The organism is Paenibacillus sp. FSL R7-0272, assembly GCF_037969905.1.
Classification (GTDB): domain Bacteria; phylum Bacillota; class Bacilli; order Paenibacillales; family Paenibacillaceae; genus Paenibacillus; species Paenibacillus polysaccharolyticus.
Genome location: NZ_CP150221.1, coordinates 3,959,499 through 3,978,233 on the forward strand (window position 1 = coordinate 3,959,499; position 18,735 = coordinate 3,978,233).

General features: G+C 46.1%; 21 protein-coding genes. All 21 read right to left on the reverse strand.

Annotated features, from left to right (window positions below):
• Positions 1-92: 92 nt before the first annotated feature.
• On the reverse strand, positions 93-962 hold the full coding sequence (locus tag MKY23_RS17485) for a sporulation protein YpjB (RefSeq protein WP_186812258.1): 870 nt from the start codon (positions 960-962) through the stop codon (positions 93-95).
• A 66-nt stretch (positions 963-1,028) separates the two neighbouring features.
• Complete coding sequence (locus MKY23_RS17490) at positions 1,029-1,655, reverse strand: DUF1405 domain-containing protein (RefSeq protein ID WP_154890609.1); 627 nt, start codon at positions 1,653-1,655, stop codon at positions 1,029-1,031.
• Positions 1,656-1,783: 128 nt separating this feature from the next.
• Complete coding sequence (locus MKY23_RS17495; RefSeq protein ID WP_154983664.1) at positions 1,784-2,671, reverse strand: menaquinol-cytochrome c reductase cytochrome b/c subunit; 888 nt, start codon at positions 2,669-2,671, stop codon at positions 1,784-1,786.
• Positions 2,672-2,693: 22 nt separating this feature from the next.
• Complete coding sequence (locus MKY23_RS17500) at positions 2,694-3,365, reverse strand: cytochrome b6 (protein WP_017687726.1); 672 nt, start codon at positions 3,363-3,365, stop codon at positions 2,694-2,696.
• A 15-nt stretch (positions 3,366-3,380) separates the two neighbouring features.
• A complete protein-coding gene (locus MKY23_RS17505) occupies positions 3,381-3,923 on the reverse strand; it encodes a ubiquinol-cytochrome c reductase iron-sulfur subunit (protein WP_090917182.1) in 543 nt (180 codons plus the stop codon).
• A gap of 193 nt (positions 3,924-4,116) precedes the next feature.
• The gene (locus MKY23_RS17510) at positions 4,117-4,524 is read right to left on the reverse strand and encodes a DUF2487 family protein (protein ID WP_253493393.1); all 408 of its coding nucleotides are present in this window, start codon (positions 4,522-4,524) and stop codon (positions 4,117-4,119) included.
• Positions 4,525-4,713: 189 nt separating this feature from the next.
• A complete protein-coding gene (locus MKY23_RS17515) occupies positions 4,714-4,893 on the reverse strand; it encodes an IDEAL domain-containing protein (RefSeq protein ID WP_090917186.1) in 180 nt (59 codons plus the stop codon).
• A gap of 23 nt (positions 4,894-4,916) precedes the next feature.
• The gene (locus MKY23_RS17520; protein ID WP_090917188.1) at positions 4,917-5,423 is read right to left on the reverse strand and encodes a gamma carbonic anhydrase family protein; all 507 of its coding nucleotides are present in this window, start codon (positions 5,421-5,423) and stop codon (positions 4,917-4,919) included.
• A gap of 44 nt (positions 5,424-5,467) precedes the next feature.
• On the reverse strand, positions 5,468-6,586 hold the full coding sequence (locus MKY23_RS17525; protein WP_154890612.1) for a hypothetical protein: 1,119 nt from the start codon (positions 6,584-6,586) through the stop codon (positions 5,468-5,470).
• Positions 6,587-6,820: 234 nt separating this feature from the next.
• Positions 6,821-7,423 (reverse strand): histidine phosphatase family protein, encoded by a 603-nt coding sequence (locus MKY23_RS17530; protein ID WP_090917335.1) that lies wholly within the window; start codon positions 7,421-7,423, stop codon positions 6,821-6,823.
• 44 nt (positions 7,424-7,467) lie between these two features.
• Entirely contained in the window at positions 7,468-8,103 is a 636-nt protein-coding gene (locus MKY23_RS17535) for a zf-HC2 domain-containing protein (RefSeq protein ID WP_090917192.1), read from the reverse strand.
• On the reverse strand, positions 8,100-8,693 hold the full coding sequence (locus MKY23_RS17540; protein WP_090917194.1) for a sigma-70 family RNA polymerase sigma factor: 594 nt from the start codon (positions 8,691-8,693) through the stop codon (positions 8,100-8,102). The genes MKY23_RS17535 and MKY23_RS17540 overlap by 4 nt, the downstream gene beginning before the upstream one ends.
• 677 nt (positions 8,694-9,370) lie before the next feature.
• On the reverse strand, positions 9,371-10,465 hold the full coding sequence (locus MKY23_RS17545) for a prephenate dehydrogenase (RefSeq protein ID WP_339831146.1): 1,095 nt from the start codon (positions 10,463-10,465) through the stop codon (positions 9,371-9,373).
• Between the two features lie 26 nt (positions 10,466-10,491).
• Complete coding sequence (gene hisC / locus MKY23_RS17550; RefSeq protein ID WP_339831148.1) at positions 10,492-11,592, reverse strand: histidinol-phosphate transaminase; 1,101 nt, start codon at positions 11,590-11,592, stop codon at positions 10,492-10,494.
• A 63-nt stretch (positions 11,593-11,655) separates the two neighbouring features.
• Complete coding sequence (trpA, locus tag MKY23_RS17555; protein WP_154957576.1) at positions 11,656-12,462, reverse strand: tryptophan synthase subunit alpha; 807 nt, start codon at positions 12,460-12,462, stop codon at positions 11,656-11,658.
• On the reverse strand, positions 12,462-13,658 hold the full coding sequence (gene trpB, locus MKY23_RS17560; protein WP_145331732.1) for a tryptophan synthase subunit beta: 1,197 nt from the start codon (positions 13,656-13,658) through the stop codon (positions 12,462-12,464). Before trpB ends, trpA begins: the two co-directional genes overlap by 1 nt.
• The gene (locus MKY23_RS17565) at positions 13,655-14,392 is read right to left on the reverse strand and encodes a phosphoribosylanthranilate isomerase (RefSeq protein ID WP_339831154.1); all 738 of its coding nucleotides are present in this window, start codon (positions 14,390-14,392) and stop codon (positions 13,655-13,657) included. Before MKY23_RS17565 ends, trpB begins: the two co-directional genes overlap by 4 nt.
• Complete coding sequence (gene trpC / locus MKY23_RS17570) at positions 14,392-15,180, reverse strand: indole-3-glycerol phosphate synthase TrpC (protein ID WP_154890616.1); 789 nt, start codon at positions 15,178-15,180, stop codon at positions 14,392-14,394. Before trpC ends, MKY23_RS17565 begins: the two co-directional genes overlap by 1 nt.
• Positions 15,170-16,210, reverse strand: coding sequence for an anthranilate phosphoribosyltransferase (trpD, locus tag MKY23_RS17575; protein WP_154958041.1), 1,041 nt, complete (start codon positions 16,208-16,210; stop codon positions 15,170-15,172). The genes trpC and trpD overlap by 11 nt, the downstream gene beginning before the upstream one ends.
• 68 nt (positions 16,211-16,278) lie before the next feature.
• Positions 16,279-17,847 (reverse strand): anthranilate synthase component I, encoded by a 1,569-nt coding sequence (trpE, locus tag MKY23_RS17580; protein WP_090917209.1) that lies wholly within the window; start codon positions 17,845-17,847, stop codon positions 16,279-16,281.
• Positions 17,848-18,365: 518 nt separating this feature from the next.
• The gene (aroH, locus tag MKY23_RS17585; protein WP_090917210.1) at positions 18,366-18,734 is read right to left on the reverse strand and encodes a chorismate mutase; all 369 of its coding nucleotides are present in this window, start codon (positions 18,732-18,734) and stop codon (positions 18,366-18,368) included.
• Between the last annotated feature and the right edge of the window lies 1 nt (position 18,735).

An 18,735-nucleotide genomic window follows, 5' to 3' on the forward strand; every position in this document is an offset into this window, starting at 1 on the left:
AGCAAGACGTCAGTCTAACGGCTGTCTTTGTGGTAAGAGGTTTTCGTTGTTCATTTAATGATACATCTTTCATGATAAATAGGGAAAAATGACTAGCGGCGATATGTAAAAATATCCTGTTGCTCGGCACGATACTTACGGTACCCCGCATAACTCAGCGTAGCAACAATGACAGAACTAATTATTAGCCCTGCTGCCCGGCGGTCTGGCCCTTGTACATAGGGCACAAAGGCACTCTCATCCTTTTCACGTCCAAACAGTTGATTGACTAACTCCTCTCCATGTTCGGTCATGCTACGGAGCTGTGATCGATCAGACTGCTTTGCATGTGTCAGTCCTTTGAGATGGGATAACCAAGCATCCATTTGAGCGATCTGATACGGCTCAAGCCGAATGATCGCCGCTGGACGGATCGTTTCATAGTGCTCTTCAAGAACACTAAAGCGATTAGTCAGAATCGCTGCACTGTTGTTCTGATTAACTGCCAGTGATAACGCATCCAGATCATTCTTCACAATTTTATAATATTGGAGCCAGAGCGGTTTAGCCGGATTGGCCAGACTGTCCGTAGCAAGTCTGAGTTTGGCTGAAGCTTGCTGAAGGAGATGTCTATCTCCTTTGAATTTAGCTGTAGCCTCCTTGACTTCTACCACCGTTTCGGACAACGCATGAATTCCCTCAGCAGAGGTTTGACCCTCAAACGAGACATGCGCCAGACTATTCCCGATAAGCGTAACGCTGGCACGTACTTCCTCCATGTTATTTTCAAGCACCCTGCGATATAGTACAGTAGCCTCTTCATTCAATTGTGCAATGGTATAAGTTGAGGAAACTTCCTGATTCACATTTGGTTTGAATTCACCACTTTGCGCGGATACCCTGTACGAAGCATTGGTCCAAAGCAGCAGAGCCATGAGTGATACCGTCAACCATCCCGCTAGACTCCTGAATGTTCTCTTCATGGACATCCCTCCCATCATCAATGTATGGCGAGGGATGGCTGGTTAGAACAAGCTAAGCTGGTATACTCAGGCTCTTTTGGCCTGCTTTAACGCAAGCCAAGCCGCAAGAATGCTCGCGATGGTCAACGTGACTGTAAAATTACGAACAGCCTGTACATGTTGGTACAGCGTTGCAGGCAACCACGGGTAAATATCGTATGTATAATCCATCGTATCATTCAACAATGTCCAGAGACCTGCCACAATCAATGACAACCAGCGGAAGCCGAAGAAGCGTACATATATCAGTGCTTCAATTGCCATGGCACTATGGGAAGCAATCAGCATCCAGTCCTGCCAGTGCTGTGCTCCTCCTTGAGACCAGCCAGCAAAAATGATAGATACAGCCCATACGCCATATTTAACAGAGGTAACTACAGCGAGTGCCTGGATAATATGTCCAATCCGTTGCAGGACTGCCGACTTTACAGGATACAGTACCCACAACAGCGCTAATGTAAAAAACAAGCTTGCTGTTGGGCTATCTGGCACAAATACGATCTGCCATACTGGCTGGTGGGCAAGAGTCCATTTCATTTGTTCACCATACCAGATATACCCGTAAACCGTACCAAGCGCATTACACCAGAACAAAAGCCACAGGAAATACCGATTGGTTAAAAACTCCCTGCTCCAAAAAAACGATAAAGCCACGACCACTGCACCTTCTTCCTTTACTCATTCTTAACTCTTCATCTCGATTACTGAATTTCAGATATTATCAAAATAGACTTCAAAAAAACCTGACCGCATAACGATCAGGTTTTTTCATTAATTCGATTTTACTGTTCTGCCTTCTGTTTCGCAAGCCATTCGGCTAGATGAGTGATTTCGTCATCGGTAACACCCTCAGCTATAGCTTTGTCATACATTGCAGGCATTCCATTGTAACCTTCTTTAATAATCGTCACAATCTCTTCTTGACTGTGCTTGTCACCGACGCCACGAAGAGAAGGTGCGTTGCCTTGGCCTTTCATATCGGTTGCGTGACAGCCAATACATCCAGCCTTTTTGTACGTTTCCATCGCAGAATCGTTCTTGTCAACAATCGCGACTTCCTCCTGCTGCTGTCCCGGTGCATTAGAAGTAGGCAAGCCCTGTTCATGTTTCTCCAGAGCCTCTTCCTCCCGCTGAATATGCTCCGGCTTCTGTCCTGACGCTTCAAGCTCGTGCTTGTAGTGTGTCCACGCTACATTTGTCAGATAGAATACCGAGATAACGGACAGTAACATTAAAGCTGAGGCAATTGGACGTTTGTAGAAACGACGCTCTTTCCCCGTATCCAGGAAAGGAGCCAGCAGCAGAGCTCCGAATGCGACACCGCTGACACCCAGTACACCCAGCAGGACATAATCTCCAGATGCATAAGGATATTTCAAATACTGATACAGGAAAAGAAAGTACCAGTCTGGCATCGGGATAACCGATGCACTTGGATTAGCCGGATAACCGAGAGGTGCAGGTTCCGAGATGGTCAACACGAGAATGCCGACCAGAACAACAACCCCGACCATCCACTCTTTGAGCAAGAAGTTAGGAATAAATGCTTCCGATTTGCCGGGATATGCCGTGTAATCAGGTGGAGTAATGAACCCCGACCCTTTGCGGACGCGTGAATCACCGACAAAGATAACTTTTTCCTCATCATTGCCCTTGTGCCCGTGAGCCATTACGTTTCCTCCCTTCTTTGGTTTATAGTGGTCCCGAAATGCCCTGTCTGCGGATCATGATAAAGTGTCCGACCAGAAGCACCAGAAGCACCGCAGGGAGGAAGAAAACGTGCAATGCGAAGAATCGTGTCAATGTCTGTGCACCAACGATGGTTCCTCCTTGCAGGAATTCTTTGATAATTGGTCCAAGCCAAGGTACGGTGTTGGCAATCTCCAGCGTTACTTTTGTTGCAAAATACGCTTTGTTATCCCAAGGCAACAAATATCCTGTCAGACCGAGACCGAGCATGACGAAGAAAATCAACATGCCGACAACCCAGTTCATTTCACGCGGAGCCTTGTATGAGCCTGTAAAGAATACACGCATCGTATGTAGGAACATCATGACGATAACCAAACTGGCCCCCCAATGGTGCATACCGCGTACAATCTGACCAAAAGCTACTTTCGTCTGCAAATACTCAACACTTGCATACGCGTTAATAATATCTGGAACGTAGTACATCGTCAGGAACATACCTGACAGAATCTGAATAACTGTAATAAAGAACGTTAATCCGCCAAAACAGTATACGAATGCGGAAAAGTGATGCGCCGGGTTTACATGCTCTGGCACTTCATGATCCGCAACGTCCCGCCATATTGGCGTGATGTCAAGACGCTCGTCAATCCAGTCATAGACATTTTTAAACATCTGCGTTCACGCCTCCTATTTCACTCGGGTGTTCGGAACAATCTCGCCCAGATAAACCCAGCCTTGTTCCTCCTTAACCACATATTCATCCAATGGTTTCGGGGCTACGGCAAGATTCTTCCCTTCCTTGTCATAGTGCGCGCCGTGACATGGGCAATGGTACTCATTCGGGTAATTTTTGTCACTGTTCCATCCTACTGTACATCCTAAATGTTTACAGATAGGTGAAAGAGCGTAAATTTTCCCTTGTTCGTCCTTGCGAATCCAGGCCACCAACGAAGCATTACTCAAATACCAGCCATCCTGTTGTTTCAGTTCGAACGTAAATTCTTGAGGTTCATTTGTAATTTTGCTGATCTCAGCCACTTTGACAGAGGTTCCTTCTCCCTTGTGTTGCAAAATCGGGTCCACCGCAAAACGGACCATAGGAAGAATTGCACCGGCGGCCATGTAGGCTGTAGCTCCACCAAGCGTATACGTCAAAAACTGCCTGCGCGACATTTCCAATTTGCTTGGCGGTTTCATCGAGGCTTCGTGCTGGTCATGCTCACTGCTCATACTGTCTCCAACCCCCTTTTTCAGCCAACTCTCTCAATCGTTTTCATTATCATAAATTCCACGACTTACTAGAACATACATAATCATATAGTAGCCCTAGAACACCGTCAAGAATTTGTCACACATTTTTAAGGTTCAATTGTAAGCGTTGTTAAAAAACTGTTGGAAATTTGTCACATTTGTCATCAAGATGTCACCTTTTCCATAGGTCTCGAATGCATTCCCCGACATGTCGGGCAATTGTCCCTTCTTCGAGTTGCCCTGCTAGATCCTTTTGACTCAAAAGTAAATCCGCGGCTGGAATGTCCATCTCCACAAATGATCCATCTGCTGACATAATTACCACATACTTAAATCCAGAAGCTTTGAGTTCAGTCGACAAAGTATTTAATGTCATTGACATTTGCGAACTTGCGTAATGATAGGCTGGGTACGTCATAATTCTTCCTTTAAAAGGAATCTCCACCGTATCCAGAAAATCTCTCAGCCGTTCCAGCGCTTCAGTCGCTTCAACCGGTGACTGTTTGCCGCTCATAGCCGTGAACGGAACAAGGCAGGTATCCAGATAGAGTTGCAGTTCAGCCCAGCTGTCTTGATTCATCTCACTGAATTTCAATTCCCTATATCCCCTTCCTATCCATTTTATTCCCATATTATATATGAGCATATGTTATAAAGCCAGATATTCATTCAATTTTTAGGTTTATATAAAAAAATATTAAAAAAAGGAATGCGCGGTCGCGCATTCCTTTTTATCCACTATTCATTTAAATGGTTCTATATTGATCCGTTAATTGATCGTCCTCAGTTCATCCGTCAGACTCCGGAAAGCTACTTCGTCTCCGGTAGCTAACGCTTTGTCGATTTCCAAATAAAGCTTTTCACTCTTCTGTTTGCGAAGCGCCTCGTCCCAAACCATCTCAGCCGCCAGCCCCAACATGACTTCATACGTAACTTTCATTTTATCCAATAGGATGCACCTCCAAAACGGATTTAAGAGCTCCTATATTCTCTTCCTTTGATTACATAACCCAGTGAAGTTCTCGACATCCGCTGCAGATCAGCTTCAGTCAATTCACGAATCACTTTGGCAGGTGTCCCCAAAGCGAGAGTATAGGGCGGAATTTTACTATTTTCAGTTACTACAGAACCGGCTCCAATCAGTGAGTACTCACCGATTTCGCCACCATTGAGTACAATGGCTCCCATACCGATCAATGCCCCTGTTCCGATGGTACAACCATGAATGATTGCAGCATGTCCTACGGAGACATCATCTCCCAGAATAAGAGGTTGGTCGGTGTTTACATGTCCTACAGCATTATCTTGAATATTGCATCGCTTTCCAATAATAATAGGTGCCAAATCGGCCCGCAGAACTGCATTGAACCAAACGGTAGAATCTTCGTCCATTTGCAGATCACCTATTAATTTTGAACCCTCCGCCATATATATGGAAGGGTGTAGCACTGGCTTTATACCTTTGTATGGAATTATCATTCGTATCACTCCTTAATTTGGGAGTGATTGTAGCAACTTGTCCTTCACTTGTCAAACACAATAGGTGCAACATCAGCAGAGATGGAGCGGCAAGATGATGCGAGCTTTAATCCCCAAGCCGTCATCTGCACAACTCTTCCTTGTTCGTGCTCACCTGCACGAATCAAGCCTAGATGCATCATCATTTTAATGATCCGCTTATCATAGATATCTTCAGCGGTGTCATAGTAAAACGGCTGGATAAACGGGCCAATTTGCTGAAAAAGAGATTCCCTTGTAGACCAATTCTCGGCACATTCGCCTGTCCAGTACACAATCGAGGACAGATTTGGAACAGCACCTTTATAAAGTCTTAACCAAAACCGAAACAGCTGTATCATTTCGGCTGTTTTCTCGGCCCCCAGCTTCTCTTCACCAGACCCTGTCAGCCTAAGACACCCCTGCTCTTCACGAATCAATCGATGATGAAACGCATAATCATACACCAATGCGAATCGATCCGGATAATCCTTGAACGAACGACCATATCCGAAGCGCCAACCGGCTTTGCCTACCAGTTCCTCAGAGATGTGCAGATGCTCCATAAGTTGCTGCTGTGAGCGTCGATACATCATGCCTTCGGCATTCACAGCGATCTCATGTCGTTGCACAAATTTCAGGAACAACTTCAGATCTTCTGCCATCAGATGATATTCTTCTCGATACATGGCCGGTTCTGTTGTTTTGACTATACCTGCTCGTAAATGGGTAGATAATACATCTCTGAACCTCAGTTTCAAGTCTTTAGGCACTTGATAGAGATATCTGGTCTGTTGTGTAGTCCCATTGAACAGCCAGCCGCTTTTGGTAAAGCGAACAATGAGATCACGCGGACTCGAGCCTGCCTCACTCTCCTTTTTGTCCATCGATTGACGGGCTATGGCGATGAGCTCCTCCATACCATAAAATTGGCGGGGGTCAAATAACAGGTTGTTCAGAAACCGTTGATCGGCCTGGTTCAATTGACGTATCTGTTGCTCAAAGAAAGGTTTACTACCCAATGTTGTGAGGATGCTCTGGATGAGTTCATGTTTGGAATTAGGCTTGCATTCACATTGATAGTAGTCTGCTATTCGATTAAGCTGGCCAATATCAGCAAAAGTCAGCATATCTGCTAGATTCATGGATCCATCGCCTCACCCGTTCACTGCTTTAGGTTGCTGATCTGGCCTTCAACAGTGTGGTTTTGTAAACATGGTTGACGGATTCTCCACAATCTAAACCTCTTCTTGCCATTTTTTTTGTTTTATCTCATCTTATGCCTCAAAACAATCAATCAGAAGAGAAACAGTAGAGTTTATCCGCAGTCCTGTTTAATCTCTTAAATGTAGATGGTATAAAAAAACAACCTGAGCTTATCACTCAGATTGTTTGGCGGTATCCATAGACAGATGTTGTGTGCAATTATATAAGAGTGGAGTCCAGTCATCTTCATGTTCTTTCTCCAGAATGGTCAGCGACAGATTGCCAATGCGTTCGGTGTATTTATCCTGATATAACGCCGTTAACAGGTTAGCAAGAAAAGCACCATGCGTTACAATCAGTACATTTTCTTTCGAGTGAGCAGACCATAAATCGTCCAAAAAAGCCAGCGCACGTACTTGAATATCCTCGATGTGCTCTTGTCCCAGATCAAGTGTATCCCAGGATTTCCCCCAACGCGCAACCCGTTCATCCGAAGTAAGGCCCTCAACCTGACCAAATGCTCGTTCTTTCAATCGTGCGTCCGGTTCAAGCATAGGTACATCCAGCATCCGTGAAAGAATCTTTCCCGTTTCCTGTGCCCTTGATAAACCACTCGTCACAATAAAATCCCACTGGTAGTCCTCAGACTGCAGACGTCTACCAAGGCATTCTGCCTGCTTACGTCCTTCCTCATTCAAAGGAATATCCGTCTGCCCCTGTATGCGGCCAGCCGCATTCCAATCTGTCAAACCATGACGAACAAGTCCGATCCGCACATTCATCCCTCATTTCTCCACACAGCGAACGCCAGGTTGGAAACCTACGCACCCACACCTTGTTTACGTTTAGTTGTTGATCGATGCATACGTCCAAGTGAAAACAAAGCCATTCCTATGGCAAGCAGAGACAATGCCATCCAGTATTGAGGATATGCAGGTCCCATACTTACAACAAAAGGTTCAATGATACTCCCTTTATTCGCTCCAGGGATGTCATACTTATATAATCCCGAAGATGAAGATGTACTTCCAGCAACCCCAGTCTCAAGGATGCCTGTTGTAATTACATTGGACTTCTCAGCTTCTGAAACCTCTGGCTTGAACATCGCCATGTACAGAAAGCTGCATAAAAAAATAGCCAGGAACGCCGCAATCCACAAAGACATATGTTTACGGATTGCCGCAGAGAATCGATTAACCTTTGCCTCTTCTGGTAATAGCCATGGAGACTCCGCGTAAATCCGGTCCATTACGTTTCGGTTGACCCTCTCTGCCTGTTGCTCTGTCACTGGAACCGGGATGCTGTGCAGCAACATCTGGGCTTCCTCCCAGACTTCAAACTGCTCCGAACAATCTTCACAACCAGCGAGATGTGCTTGAAAAGCAATTCGCTGAGGATGAGATTCCGGTAAGTCCCAGACCAATGCAAACAGTTCCTGGGCTTCATTGCAATTCATCGGTTCTTCATCCCTTCATATGGCTCGTACATCGGCTCGAAGAAATAAGGCTCCAATTGTGTTTTTACGCTTGATCTTGCCCTGAATAACAGCGATTTAACAGAACTAACGCTCTGCCCCAAAATACCTGCAATTTCCTGATAGTCGAGCTGATCATACTCACGGAGTATAATCGCAGAACGTTGCTTCTCTGGCAGATTGTTAATCGCATCTCTAACCAGCATCACCCGCTCGCTACGCAGAACAGCATGCTCAGGAGCATTCTCCATAGGAGCAACAGGAACTACGCCGCTCTCTTCAAGCGGAACATTCCCACTACGCTGTTTACGAAGCTCACTCAATACCGTATTTCTAGCGATGGTATACAGCCAAGTAGAGAAAGATGCATCCACCTCACGGAAAGAGTGTAAACTGCGGAACGCCTTGTAGAATGTCTCAGAACAGAGATCTTCCGCAAGCAGCTCCATATTGGAACTTTTCAACATATGATATACGAAAGCCAGTATTTTACGCTGATAACGACTCATCAGCTCGGAATATAACTCAACGTTACCTTCCTTGATCTCTCGAATCAACTGGGAATCCGTCATTTGAGTGCGACCCCTCCTCGCCCATCCATGTGCTTCTCCCCGTTCGACTCTATCCATGTATTACCGAACAGGCGTAAAAAAGTTGCGGTTCAACCGCATAAAAAAAGCGTCCAGCACCGTTTTCGGCCCTTCCGCCAAATTCCCCTATGTAATGGCAATTTCCCCAACGTTTCTACATAACAGTAACATTGTACAACGGTCTGCATCATCCTGGCAAATCCATTGCTATCCACTTTTGTCCGACTTAACATTTATATGCCATTAATTTCGTTGTCATGACTTCCTAATACAGCATTTTGGAAAGCCTTGCATATATAGACGTGACCATTTCTAAAAAGGTTACAAAAATGAGATATTTTTTTCGGAATTTTTTTTGGCGCATTCTATCAACATTCTTTTTCGTACCTCACGAATGGTTTTGCTAAGATTAAAAGCCTTGATTGTACTGTTTTTCCTCGAAATCTAAGTTTATACAAATAAATTTGTCCAAAGTGTTGACAAAATGAAAACGTATACATATAATAAAAGTACAGTATGGTTTCTCTCCACTCCTATCCAATAACTGTATTGCTCCACGTGAGCAATGGCCGCTTATGTAAGCGGTCTTTTTTTTGTCTAAAAACATAATTCTCCCACTGGTTACAAAAAAAAGAGAGCTCTCGCCCTCTTTTGTCAACCTAAATCCACACCTGATAACCTAGTGATGCCAGCAGAGTCTTCGCTCGTTCCATATCTTCTTCCTGACGGAATGACAAACGCATAATCCCCGGCACGTCCACCCGGTTTTCAATAATCTCAAGGTTACTCAAGTTGATATCATTTGTCCCGAGCTCTGTTGCTATTTTACCGATCATACCCGGAGCATCCTGCACATCTGTATACAGATCGAATAAAGGCGAGATCATGCCCTTGCGTCGCTCAGGCAATACACTGCGGAATTCCCGCGCCTGACGAAATGCATCCTCAATGCCTTCCCCGTTCTTTTGCTCTAACATCGTTGTAAAAGACGACATTTGACTATTCCAGTCCTTAAGCAACTCCAGCAGCACGTCACGGTTACTCAGCAGAATATCCCTCCAGACAATCGCATCACTGGACGCAATCCTCGTAATATCCCGAAAACCACCTGCTGCCAGCATTTTATACAGCGGATTAGATTCGTTATATTCACGTACCTGATTCACCAAAGCAACAGCAATAACATGGGGCAGGTGACTGATCGCACCTACAATATCATCATGCAACAGAGGCTCTACCCGAACAATCTGAGCACGAGTATACGCTAAAAGCTCGGATAAGCGGCAATACGCCTCCTCAGGCACGTGAACGGACGGGGTCAGAACATAATAGGCGTTCTCAAATAATACAGCTGACGCTGCGTCTACACCCGCCCGTTCCGATCCTGCCATCGGGTGCCCTCCTATAAAGTAAGCCTCTTTTAACCGAATCTGTTCCGCACAAGCTGCAATGGAAGCTTTCGTACTCCCAACATCGGTAATGATGCAACCTTTTTTCAGCGGCAGTCTGGACAGTTGTTCAAAATACGATTCAAGCAAACCAACAGGCACACACAAAAAAATGAAGTCGGCATCCTGCACCGCTTCTTCCAGAGAGAGCGTCGCAGCATCCACTACTCCGCTCGCTATGTACTTGTCTTTTAATTCTTCCAGATGTGCGTAACCCATCACAGTTAATCCCGGCTTGCCTTTAAAGCAAAGCGCAAGTGAACCGCCGATGAGTCCGACACCAATCATTGCAATTTTTATGGTCATGGGTCCTCACTCTTTCATCGCCAGTATTAAGGGCGTGCTGCCACATTCTCCGCCAGTGTGTTCTCCAGCGCCGCTATAAAAGCACGATTTTGCTCCGCTGTTCCCACAGACACACGAATGTAAGTTGGATAGACGTGAAAGCCCGAGCGAACGATAATACCTTGTTTCAACAAAGACTGAAATGCTTCGACGGATGGCATGTTGACGTCAACCAAAATAAAATTACCTTGACTTGGGAAATAAGGCAAACCCAGTCGTGAAAATTCATTTTGCAGCCATTCCCGATCTTCAGCATTCCGTTTGGAACACTCCTGAACAAAAGCCTGATCCTGAAGTCCAGCCATTGCAGCAACCTGCCCAAAACGAGAGGTGTTAAACGGTTCCCGGACACGGTTAATCAGGTCAATAATCTCTGGACGTGCAATTCCGTAGCCTATGCGGAGTGATGCCAAGCCATAAATTTTGGAGAAGGTCCGCAGAACAACCAGGTTGGGGTAACGATCGATCAATGAAATGCTTTGCGGATAAGCTTCATCCGTTACAAATTCATAATAAGCCTCGTCCAGCACAACCATTACATTCGACGGTACCCGGTCCATAAAGCCAATCAGCTCTTGCTCGGAAATGATCGTACCTGTAGGGTTATTCGGATTGCACACCCAGACAGCTTTGGTCTTATCGTTGATTTGCGCCAGCATTGCTGGCAAGTCGTGAGTTCCATTTTTTAAAGGGACCTCTATCGTTACTGCACCTTCGATGTCCGCATTGCTTTTATACACGGAGAAGGTCTGGTCCGCCATAATGGTCTCATCTCCGGGAAGAAAGAACGCCCGTGTGATCAGCGCAATAATCTCATCCGATCCACAGCCAAAAATCAAATTGTCTCGCTCTACACCCAAATGCTTGGCAAGCACTGCTGTCAGTTCTGCAGCACTTCCGTCGGGATAAATACTTACATTAGCCAATTCTCTCGTCATTGCCTCAAGTACAGCGGGAGAACTGCCATAGGGGTTCTCGTTGGAGGCCAGCTTGATGACGTGCTCCAGCCCCAGCTCACGTTTTACTTCTTCAATCGGTTTGCCCGGTTTATACACAGGCAGATTGACAATCTGGGATTTCGGTTTCAACTCGACCGCCTCCTGTTGTTCAAAAATTGAGTAAAGTGGAAATAAAAAGTTCAACTTATGTGATTATCCTTTTAATTGTGCCACAAAGTTGCGAATTTGCAACAGTCCTGCCTCACGAGTATCCGGATTTTCAAGTAGCGGGATTGCCTCTTCCACTTGACGCACAATAGCACTCCCTACAACGACACCATCACAGATGCGGGAGAAATGGGCTACTTGCTCATGACTCGAGATGCCGAAGCCTACGGCAACAGGAAGATCTGTCAGACCTTTTACCGTTTCAATAAAACTTTCTACACCGTTAAAAAAGGATGCACGCTCTCCGGTTACACCAAGAGATGAGACACAATAGATAAATCCGCGCGCTCCAGTGACAATCCGCTCAATACGAGCATTGGACGTAGGGGCTACAAGCGGGACTAGATGAACACCGGCCTGATCAGCACGGCGACGCATATCCTCAGCCTCTTCGATCGGTAAATCCGGAATAATCATGCCGCTGATATCATGTTTGATCAACTCGTCAAAGAAAATATCCAGACCCGTTTGCAGCACCGGATTGTAATACGTAAACAGAACAAAGGGTAATTTCACACCGGCTTCACGAGCTTTAGCCGCCGTCTCCATCACCGTACGAATCGTGATTTGGCTTTTCAATGCACGCTCGGAAGCACGCTGGATAACAGGACCGTCTGCGAGTGGATCGGAATACGGAACACCAAGCTCCAAAATGTCTGCTCCTGCTTGTTCAAGCTCCTTGATAATATCAATGGTGGTGTTCACATCCGGATCACCAACGGTAAGAAACGGAATAAGTGCTGTGCGATTTTGTTCTTTTAATTGCTGGAAGGTTTGGTCCATCAGATTCATTACAAGTTACCTCCCGTATACTTCATAATGGATTCTACGTCCTTATCCCCGCGTCCAGACAGACAGATTACAATAATATCATCAGCTGTCAGCTCCGGCGCTAGCTTCACGACCTGAGCAACCGCATGGGCCGACTCCAGTGCAGGAATAATGCCTTCCGTACGACTTAACAATTGCAAAGCATCCAAGGCTTCCTGATCCGTAATCGGAACATATTTAGCCCGTTCGATATCTTTAAGATAGGAGTGTTCTGGCCCAACCCCTGGATAATCCAGACCTGCTGAGATGGAGTGTGCGGGTTGCACTTGCCCATATTCATCTTGTAACAGATAACTCATCGATCCCTGGAAAACACCATGTGTGCCTTTGCTCATCGTTGCCGCATGGTACTCGGTATCCACGCCTTTTCCTGCTGCTTCAACACCAACCAATTTCACATCCTGATCTCCGATAAAAGGGTAGAACATACCGATGGCGTTACTTCCGCCGCCAACAGCAGCTACAATGACATCAGGCAGTCGTCCTTCGATCTCCTGAATTTGACGACGTGTCTCATCCCCGATCACGCGCTGGAAATTACGCACCATCATTGGATACGGGTGAGGTCCAACAACAGATCCCAGTACATAGAAGGTATCCTCTACATTACTGACCCAATAACGAAGCGCTTCGTTACCAGCATCTTTCAATGTACGTGTGCCGGACGTTACCGGAATGACTTCTGCTCCGAGCAATTTCATGCGGAATACATTGAGCTGTTGACGCTGGGTATCTTCCTCACCCATGAATACTTTGCACTCCAGTCCGAGCAATGCCGCAACGGTTGCCGTTGCAACCCCGTGCTGACCTGCGCCGGTTTCCGCAATGACTTTCTTTTTACCCATCCGTTTAGCAAGAAGCCCTTGTCCGATCGCATTGTTGATTTTATGTGCACCTGTGTGATTCAGATCTTCGCGTTTCAAATAAATTTTAGGCCCACCCAGATGACGTGATAATTGCTCCGCATGATACAGAGGTGTTTCTCGTCCGGAATATTCACTGAGCAAATAATTCAATTCCTTGTTAAACTCTTCGTCCTCAGAGAAGCGGCTGTATGCTTCTTCTAGTTCAATCAGAGCGTTCATTAGTGTCTCGGGTACAAAACGGCCTCCGAAAAGACCGAAACGCCCATGTTCATCCGGCAATTGGTGTGTCATGCCTGCTTCACCCTTTCTACAAATGCTGTAATTTTGGATATATCTTTCAGACCTTCCGTCTCCACGCCACTTGATACGTCTACGCCATAAGGTCTGTACGTTTGAATTAAATGTTGTACATTGTCCGTCTGAAGTCCGCCTGCAACAAACATGGCAATACCGCGTTCAGTAGCCCATTCTGCGTATACAGGTATACGTTCCCAAGCAAATGTTTTGCCAGAACCGCCACCATACAATGGATCAAAGGTATCGAGCAAGATCGCGTCAACGAATCCCACGTAATCATTTAACCGTTGCAGAGCAGCATGATCCGCATCCAGTTCTGTTTCGTCTTTTGGAAAAGAAACGACCTTGAACACATCTGCATCCCAGAGCTCTTTCACTTGTTGACAGAATTCCGCACTTTCCTGCCCATGCAATTGAATCACATCCAAAGACACTGTCTCCATCACATGTTTCAGTTCTTGCATCGTTGGATTCACAAAAACACCAGCAAGTTTCGGCCGTTCATGTAGAGACCATTCAAACAATACCGATCTCAACTCCGCTGCCTTCTCAGGAGTAATTTGTCGTCGGGACTTGGCGAATACGACACCAATATAGTCCACAGGCAAGTTTATCATCGATTTTAGCACTTCAACGTCCTGAAGTCCACATATTTTTACGGCCGCCGGCAACAAGTTCCCTTGTATACGGGAACCTGCACCTGTATCGTCATATATCGGGTTATTCATTATTTCGGTCCCATCAGATCGTAAACAGCAGCTTCCACATCATCTTTACGCATCAGATGCTCTCCAACGAGAATACCGTGCACGCCAGCTTCAATCAGAGGTTTCGTCGATTCCGCACCGTCAATCCCGCTTTCGCTAATGAGCGTCACACCTGGTGGAATCAGTTCCATCAGATCGAGCGTGGTATTCAGACTGGTTTCGAACGTTTTCAAATTTCGGTTATTGATACCAACAAGTGTCGCTTCAGGAATCTCTAATACCGTTTCCAGTTCTGCCCGATCATGAACTTCAATCAAAGCATCCAGTCCAAGACTTTTCGCAAACGTTAGAAATTGACGAATCTGCCCCGGCGTGAGAATGCTGGCAATCAGCAAGATCGCGTCTGCTCCCAAAAGTCTAGCTTCTGCAATCTGTGACTCATCGATCATAAAGTCCTTGCGCAAGAGCGGAATATTCACAGCCTGATGAATAGCCTGCAAATACTCGTTACTACCCTGAAAATAGGAAACATCCGTTAGCACAGAGATACAATCAGCACCCGCACGTTCATAGGCAGAAGCAATCTCTACCGGATGAAAATCCGGGCGAATTAACCCTTTGGATGGCGAGGCCTTCTTCACTTCGGCAATAAGCCCCAGCTTACGATTGCGTCTACTTGACAGTGCCTGTTCAAACCCGCGTGCAGCCGGTAATTGTTCAATCTTTTTCATAGCTTCATCCATGTTAAACGTCTGTGCAAGAGCCTGCACTTCTTTATGTTTTGTCGCAACGATTCGATCAAGATACATGATTGTACGCCTCCGTTGTATGAATTAACTGTCCAAGCTTACTGGCCGCTTTACCCGAGTCCACTGCCTCTGCAGCGATTTTAACGCCATCTGCAATGCTGTCCGCAAGGCCGGATACATAAATACATGCCCCTGCATTCAGCAACACAACATCCCGGTAAGCACTGCGTTCACCCTGGAAGATCCGATGTATAATTTCGGCATTCTGCGCCGCATCTCCTCCAAGCACTGCTTCGAGCGGATGCAAAGACAGCCCCATATCGCGTGGGTCAATGTCATACGTGTGCACTACCCCGTTCCGCAACTCCGATACCTGTGTAGGTGCAGAGATACTGATTTCGTCCAGACCATCATGGCTGGCAACAACTAGCGCTCTTTTCAAACCGAGGCGGTTAAGCACTTCTGCAATCATCGGCGTCCGGGAGCGATCATACAATCCGAGCAATTGGCGGTCTGCACCGGCTGGATTGGTTAATGGTCCAAGCATATTGAAAATCGTGCGCACACCCAGCTCTTTTCTCGGAGCCGCCGCATGACGCATGGATGGATGGTATACCTGAGCAAAACAGAAACAGATTCCGATCTCATCTAGACATTGTCTGGCCTGCTCTCCATTCAGATGAATATTAACGCCGAGCGCTTCCAACACATCCGCACTGCCTGCTTTGCCAGAAGCTGAACGATTGCCGTGTTTGGCTACTCGAACTGAAACTGCCGAAGCAATAATGGCCGATGCTGTAGAGATATTGAATTTATGAATACCCGATCCGCCTGTACCGCATGTATCCAGCAGCCCTCTACCATCAGTCAGTATACGTCCACCTTGTCCACGCATCGCCTGAGCAAAACCAGTGATTTCATCCACCGTTTCCCCCTTCATACGAAGAGCCATCAGCAACCCTCCGATTTGAGCCGGAGTAGCTTCACCTCGCATGATCGAATACATCAGTTCACGTGCCTCGTCCTGCTCCAGGTGACGGCCTTCGAGAATTTTAGCGAGTCCTTGTTTCATTCCTTCTTCCCGCGAAATCACTGCTTCAGGTAGCACCTGACTGTCATTCATGATTGGATTCAAGTTCATTTCCAGTCTCTCCTCTCTCAGTTTGTTGCCGAAGTTGGTGTAACAAAATAATCAGCGTTAGCCAGACTTAATTTGGGATCTGCAGCTTTTGCCGGAAACATCGCTTCAGCCGTACGAATGGCCTTTAACAATGCTTTGGCTTTGTTTACAGTCTCTTCATATTCCTTCTCAGGCACAGAGTCCCATACAATTCCGGCTCCGGCCTGTACATATGCTTTTCCTTTTTTGAAAATAATCGTACGAATGGTAATACATGCATCCATATTTCCGGAGAATCCAAGGTAACCAATCGCTCCTGCGTAGGCACCCCGTGCCTCCTTTTCCAGCTCCGCAATAATCTCCATCGCACGCAGCTTCGGCGCACCAGATACGGTCCCGGCTGGCAGACAGGAGAGGAAAGCATCGAAGAAATCCTTGTCTTCTCTTAACTCACCTGTAACGTTCGATACCATATGCATAACGTGAGAGTAACGCTCGATCTCCATGAACATGTCACACTTCACACTGCCAAAAGTGGATACACGCCCCAGATCATTTCTTCCCAGATCCACCAGCATCAGATGCTCTGCGCGCTCCTTCTCATCTTGTAGCAAATCTGCCGCAAGTGCGCGATCTTCTGCCTCTGTCGCTCCTCGTGGACGTGTGCCTGCGATAGGACGTGTTTCTACGCGATTGCCGTCAACCTTGACCAGCGCCTCAGGTGAGGTACCTACGATAATCTCATCGTCCATTTTCAAATAATACATATAAGGTGATGGGTTCAGCGTCCGCAGTACGCGATATACATGTAACGGGGAAATTTCCGTATCAATATGAAAACGTTGAGACAGCACCACCTGGAAAATGTCTCCTGCACGGATATACTCTTTGGCTTGCTCCACATTGCCGATAAATTGTTCTTTTGTCAGATTGGAACGAATGTCCCCAAGCTCCACATCTCCTGGAATCGAACGCGGGTTCAGGTTTTCACCTGGTCCTTGCTGCTGCAAACGCTCTGCCGCTTGTTCAAGCTTCTCGGAAGTGGCTGCATACGCCTGACGAATCTCTTCGTCCGTTGCCCCATCCTTGACATGTACATTGCCAACGAGCAACATGTGCTGCTTCACATGGTCAAACACAACAATTTGATCACAAAACATAAAGCGTATGTCATCCATATTCAGATCATCCAGCGCATGAGCTGGAAGCTTCTCATAATATTGCAACAGGTCATATCCAAAAAATCCAATGGCTCCACCAGTAAAAGGAGGAAGATCATCCATCTTCGGACTCCGATATTTGCGTAGCAAAGCTTTCAGTTCTTCGATCGGTTTGCCCGGCAGTTCACGAGTCTTTCCTGCCTCTTCGACCACAATTCGGCCTTTCTTCCCTGAAATCATCAAAAACGGATCCGTACCGATGAAGGAATATCTAGCCCATTGAATGCCACCCTCTACACTTTCAAGCAAAAACGCACGGTCATTGTCCGCATAACGGCGGAAGATACGAATCGGCGTCTCCATATCAGCCAAAATTCGTTTAACAACCGGAATCAGATTATATTCATTTGACATTTTCAATACTTGATTAACGTTTGGCGTTATCATCAGATCACGTCCTTTCAGATTTAGGTAGAAGAAAGTTATGACGACAAAAAACCTCTACCATCAGGTAGAGGTTTGGTTATAAGCTGTATTCAAGCATGTTGCTCCATAAATAACAAGTCCCTATACTTTTGCGAAGGGCGAGTGACAGGCAACTGATCCATGTTCATCCATGTTTCAGATATTATAAGATAACATATACTTCGTAACATTTCGTTTGCATCATCTTCATCTCTTGAGAAATCAATTCAATTCCTCGATGATAGATAATGTAAAATGTTCGTTAGATATATGGGAATAAACGATGTCCTCTGACACGCCTACTCTCTTCCTGTACTTCTCCCTTAGCAAGACGTACCGTGTATGCGTTGACCGATTTCGATTGCATCGGCTACCAAACACTGGACTCTGCTATATACTAGGCTCAACTCAGCTGCTCTCAGCTCAATCTAAACTCTACTCAACTGTTTCTCACTATACATCATATTCACCGGTTTGACAACCATGGTCATTCAAGAAACTTAACGACCTGCCAGATCGGGACGTAACGCTTGTGCACCGTTCAAGTACACGTGATGAATTTCATTTTGTGCTTTGGTTGTGTTCACATGTACCATAAAACGAATACACTTCGCCAAAGCGCCTTTTACAGGCACCTCTAGCGCACACATCAAAGGCACAAGCTCCCATCCATCTAACTGACGAATCACTTTTGCTGGAAAAGCCGCATCCAGATCTCCGGTCATCGTAATCCATACGCTACAAATATCTTCCGGTACAATCTTGTTTCGGTCAACAATTTCCTGAAGCAACACTGCTGTTTCTTTCAAAATCTCTTCTTCACTGTTCTGGGTGACCGTAGTCGCCCCGCGAATTCCCCGTGTAATCATG